This is a genomic window from Candidatus Methylomirabilota bacterium (genome assembly GCA_035315345.1).
Taxonomy (GTDB): Bacteria; Methylomirabilota; Methylomirabilia; order Rokubacteriales; family CSP1-6; genus CAMLFJ01.
Window position 1 is genome coordinate 1 of the sequence record DATFYA010000057.1, and the last position, 4,411, is coordinate 4,411.

4 protein-coding genes and 1 tRNA gene are annotated in these 4,411 nt (G+C 71.1%); 3 read left to right on the forward strand and 2 right to left on the reverse strand.

What is annotated here, in order from left to right; genetic code table 11:
• Positions 1-59: 59 nt before the first annotated feature.
• Positions 60-135 (forward strand) — tRNA-Val (locus tag VKN16_06690).
• 43 nt (positions 136-178) lie between these two features.
• Here VKN16_06690 and VKN16_06695 read toward each other — a convergent pair.
• Both VKN16_06695 and VKN16_06700 read right to left on the reverse strand, forming a co-directional pair.
• Complete coding sequence (locus VKN16_06695) at positions 179-631, reverse strand: CBS domain-containing protein (GenBank protein HME93887.1); 453 nt, start codon at positions 629-631, stop codon at positions 179-181.
• A complete protein-coding gene (locus VKN16_06700) occupies positions 613-1,164 on the reverse strand; it encodes a universal stress protein (protein ID HME93888.1) in 552 nt (183 codons plus the stop codon). Before VKN16_06700 ends, VKN16_06695 begins: the two co-directional genes overlap by 19 nt.
• A gap of 157 nt (positions 1,165-1,321) precedes the next feature.
• On the opposite strand from VKN16_06700, the gene VKN16_06705 reads away from it, so the two are divergent.
• Together VKN16_06705 and VKN16_06710 are read left to right on the forward strand one after the other, a co-directional pair.
• On the forward strand, positions 1,322-2,818 hold the full coding sequence (locus tag VKN16_06705) for a PAS domain S-box protein (protein ID HME93889.1): 1,497 nt from the start codon (positions 1,322-1,324) through the stop codon (positions 2,816-2,818).
• Positions 2,819-2,921: 103 nt separating this feature from the next.
• Positions 2,922-4,319 carry a sigma-54 dependent transcriptional regulator gene (locus VKN16_06710; GenBank protein HME93890.1) on the forward strand — a complete coding sequence of 466 codons (1,398 nt, stop codon included), beginning with the start codon at positions 2,922-2,924 and terminating at the stop codon, positions 4,317-4,319.
• The last annotated feature ends 92 nt before the right edge of the window (positions 4,320-4,411 follow it).

A 4,411-nucleotide genomic window follows, 5' to 3' on the forward strand; every position in this document is an offset into this window, starting at 1 on the left:
CATCGCTGAGGGATCGGACGGTTGACACCGAAATCCCGACCCCCTAGATTCGATCACGCAGGCGGGTAGCTCAGCTGGGAGAGCACGGCCCTTACAAGGCCGGGGTCGGGAGTTCGATCCTCCCCCCGCCTACCATTTCCCCTCACCGGTTTCGCGCGCCGTCCCGCTCGGCTCCCGACTACCGTCGTGCGCGCGCGACGGGCTGCGCGGAGTTGCGGCCGCCCGACATCCACACGAACGCGCGCAGCACGTCCGTCTCGGTGACGATGCCTATGAGCGCGCCGCCGTCGGTGACCGGCAGGGCACCGATGGAGTGGTCGAGCATGAGCTGCGCGGCGTCTCGGGCGTCGCGATCCGGGCCCACCGTGATGACCCCGCGGGTCATCACCTCGTCCACCGTCAGCTTCAGCAGCAGGTGATTGATCTCCCACACCGACAGGCTCGTGGCCCGCGACGGCAGGTTCAGCCGGATGTCGCGGTCCGTGACGATCCCGAGCAGCCGGTCCGCGTCGGTGACCAGCAGATGCCGGATGCGCTTGTCCAGCATGAGGCGTCGCGCCTCGAGGATCGGGGTCTGGGGAGGCACCGTGATCAGGTTGGCCGCCGTGGTCATCAAGTCGCCGACGAGCATGACGTTCTCCTTTCGGGCGCTTCGGCCCGGATGCGATTGCGACAGACTTCGCAGACCAGATCCTCGCTCGTGTGACCGCACACCAGACAGGGCCGCGACGGCACCTCCGCCGACAGTGATGCGGGCGCCGAGTTGCCGATCGGCTCGACCACCACTCCCGGCACCGTCAGGATCGGGCACGGCCCCAGCCGCACCACCGTCTCGGCCACGCTGCCCAGGATCTCCCGGCTCATCCCGGTGCGGCCGTGCGTGCCCATCACGATGAGATCGATGTGCTTCTCCCGCGCGTAGGCCAGGATGCTCTGGGCCGAGGACCCGGTCAGCAACGCCGTCTCGACGCGCAGGTCATGGCCCATCGCGCGGCTCACCCGCGCCAGATCCTCGGCCGGCTGCGACGGGTCGGCATTCCGCGCGACCACGTGCAGGACGTGCAGCCGCGCGCCGGCCTGCTTGGCCATGTCGCGAGGGATCTGGCCGGCCAGCGCGGACAGCGGGGAGAAGTCGGTCGGGACCAGGATCTCGTTCAATCGCATGGGCGTCTCCGTCTGACGTCCCGAATGAATTGCAACGCAGGGGCCAGCACGTCTCACCAGCGAACACGGGGGTTTGCCGACGAAGCCGACGAGACGGTCCGTGGAGCGAGCGCCTCAGTGAGGCGCCGGCACCCCAGGGCTTGAAGGGAGCGCGCGCTTGGCCCACAATCCGGCCGGCATGACCGCCGAGATCGGGATCACCCGGGACGCGCTGCTGGCCGCCATCGTGCGATCGTCCGACGATGGGGTGGTCGCGCTGGGACCGGACGGCCGTATCGTCGCGTGGACCACGGGTGCCGAGCGGCTGCTCGGTCGCCGCGAGCACGACATGCTCGGCCAGCCGCTGGATCTCCTCCCTGCGGGCCCCCGCCGCGACGCGCTGGCCGCGGCGGTGGGCCGCGCGCGGACCGATCTCACCATCGAGCGGGTCGAGATCGAGTACGCCGCCTCGGGCGGCCGACGCCTCCAGCTGCTCCTGACGATTGCGCCGATTCACGACGCGCAGGGCCGGCCGATGGGCGTCTCGGTGGTCGGCCGCGACATCACCGCGCGGGCGCTCGCCGAGGCGGCGCTCCGTCGCAGCGAGGCGACGTCCCGCGCGTTCCTGGAGAGCGCGTCCGAGGGCATCGTGGTCACCGACCCGGCCGGCGTCATCGTGACCGTCAACGCCCGGACCGAGGCGATGTTCGGCTACACCCGCGGCGAGCTGATCGGGCAGCCGGTGGAGCGGCTGATCCCCACCCGCATGCGGACCGCCCACGTCGGGCACCGGGAGGCCTACCTGGCGACGCCTCGAACGCGGCCGATGGGGCTGGGCCTCGATCTGGCCGGCCTCCGGAAGGACGGCGTCGAGTTTCCCGTCGAGGTGAGTCTGAGCCAGGTGGGCACCGACGACGGCCGCCGCGTCATCGCGTTCATCACCGACATCAGCGAGCGGGTCGCCTTTCAGCGGGCGGCTCGGCAGGCGGACAAGCTGGCCGCGCTGGGCACGCTCTCGGCCGGGATCGCGCACGAGATCAACAACCCGATCGGCATCATCACCTCCCGCGTCGAGGTCATGCTGCTCGAGGCCGACGATCACGCGATGCCGGAGGCGATCCGCAGCGACCTGCAGGTCATCCTGCGGCACGCGCGCCGCGTCGCCGGCGTGACCCAGGCGCTGCTCTCGTTCGCGCGCCAATCGTCGGGCGCGCGCCGCCCGGTGAGCCTGAACCGGATCGCGGAGGACATCGTCCAGATCGCCGGGAAGGACATGAGTCGCGCGAGCGTCGAGGTGTCGCTCCGGTTGGCCGAGCATCTGCCCCCCATCGTGGCCGACGCCAACGCCATCGGGCAGGTCCTGCTCAATCTCCTCACCAACGCGCGCATGGCGATGCCGGATGGCGGCCGGATCACCGTCGAGACCGCGCACCTCCCCGAGACGGGAGCGGTGCGCATGACCGTGCAGGATACCGGCTCGGGGATCGCGCGGGAGATCCTGCCGAAGATCTTCGATCCCTTCTTCACGACGAAACCCGAGGGCACCGGTCTCGGGCTCGCGATCAGCCACGGCATCGTCCAGGATCACGGCGGGACGATCGACGTGCGCTCCGAGGCGGGTCGGGGCGCGGCCTTCATTCTGACGTTTCCGCTCGCCGGCGCCGTCACGGGCTGACCGGCGGCCGCGACTTCGCCCCCACGGACCGCGACCCCGGCCCGGCGGAGGCGCCGCCCGAATTGATCTCGCGGGAATTCTCGGCGATGATCCGATCAGCCGCATGGACGCTGCCCGCATCCTGATCGTCGACGACGAGCCCGACATGCTGGAGAGCTGCTCTCGCATCCTTCAGCGGCAGGGCTACGCGTGCGTCACCGCGGGCGACGGCCGCGCCGCGCTGGACATCCTGGAGCGCGAGCGTCCCGACCTGCTCCTCACCGACTTCAAGATGCCCGAGATGGACGGCCTGGAGCTGCTGCGGCGCGCGCACGAGCTGGACCCCCCCCTGCCCGTCATCCTGCTCACCGGCTTCGCCACGATCGAGTCGGCGGTGGCCGCGATCAAGCAGGGCGCGTTCGACTATCTGCCCAAGGACTTCTCGATCGAGCAGCTGCGGGTGGCGGTGGAGCGCGGCCTCCGTCACCGCGGGCTGCAGGTGGAGAATCGCAACCTCCGCGACCAGCTGCGGGAGGTGCTCGGCCTCGACAACATCGTCGGACGCAGCCCCGCGATGGCCCAGGTCTTCGAGCTGGTCAAGAAGGCGGCCCGCTCGGAGGCCAACATCCTCGTGCTCGGCGAGTCCGGCACCGGCAAGGAGCTCATCGCCCGGGCCATCCACGCCAACAGCCCGCGCGCGCGTCAGCCCTTCGTCCCGGTGGACTGCGCCTCGCTGCCCGAGCACCTGCTCGAGTCCGAGCTGTTCGGACACGAGAAGGGCGCCTTCACCGGCGCGGTGCGGGCCAAGGCCGGCCTGGTGGAGACCGCGCACCACGGGACGCTGTTCCTCGACGAGATCGCCGAGCTGCCCGCGCCGCTGCAGGTCAAGCTGCTGCGCGTGCTGCAGGAGCGGCAGATCCGGCGGGTGGGGAGCACCGCGCTGGTCGACGTGGACGTCCGGGTGGTGTCGGCCACCAACCGGGATCTGAAGGACGCGATCGCGCGCGGGCAGTTCCGCGAGGAGCTCTACTATCGCGTCAACGTGATCGCGATCGCCCTGCCCCCGCTGCGCGAGCGGGCCGGCGACGTGCGGCTGCTCGCCCGCACCTTCGTGAAGCGGTTCGGTCAGGGACGCGTGACCGGCCTGGACGACGCGGCCGCCGAGGCCCTCGACGGCTACCGCTGGCCGGGCAACGTGCGCGAGCTGCAGAACGTGATCGAGCGCGCGTGCGCGCTGGCCGACGGCCCGCTGATCACCACCCGGGACCTGCCCGAGCACGTGACGCGGTCGTCCGCCCCGCCGGCCGGCCCGGACGCGATCCTGGGCCACGCCGCAATGCCCGCCGGCACCGACCTCACCCTCAAGGCGGCGAAGGACCGGTGGATGCACGCGCTCGAGGGCTCGTATCTCCGCGACCTGCTGGCCCGCCACGAGGGCAACGTGTCGGCCGCCGCCAAGGCCGCCGGCATCGACCGCAAGACCTTTCACCGCCTGATCAACAAGTACGCGCTCCGAAGCTAGCCCCGGGGCGCTGCCGCCTCAGCGGGGAGACGTCGCCCCACCTCACGCGGCGGTCGCCCTGCCAACTCCGCGGTGGGTCGTCATGTCACTCG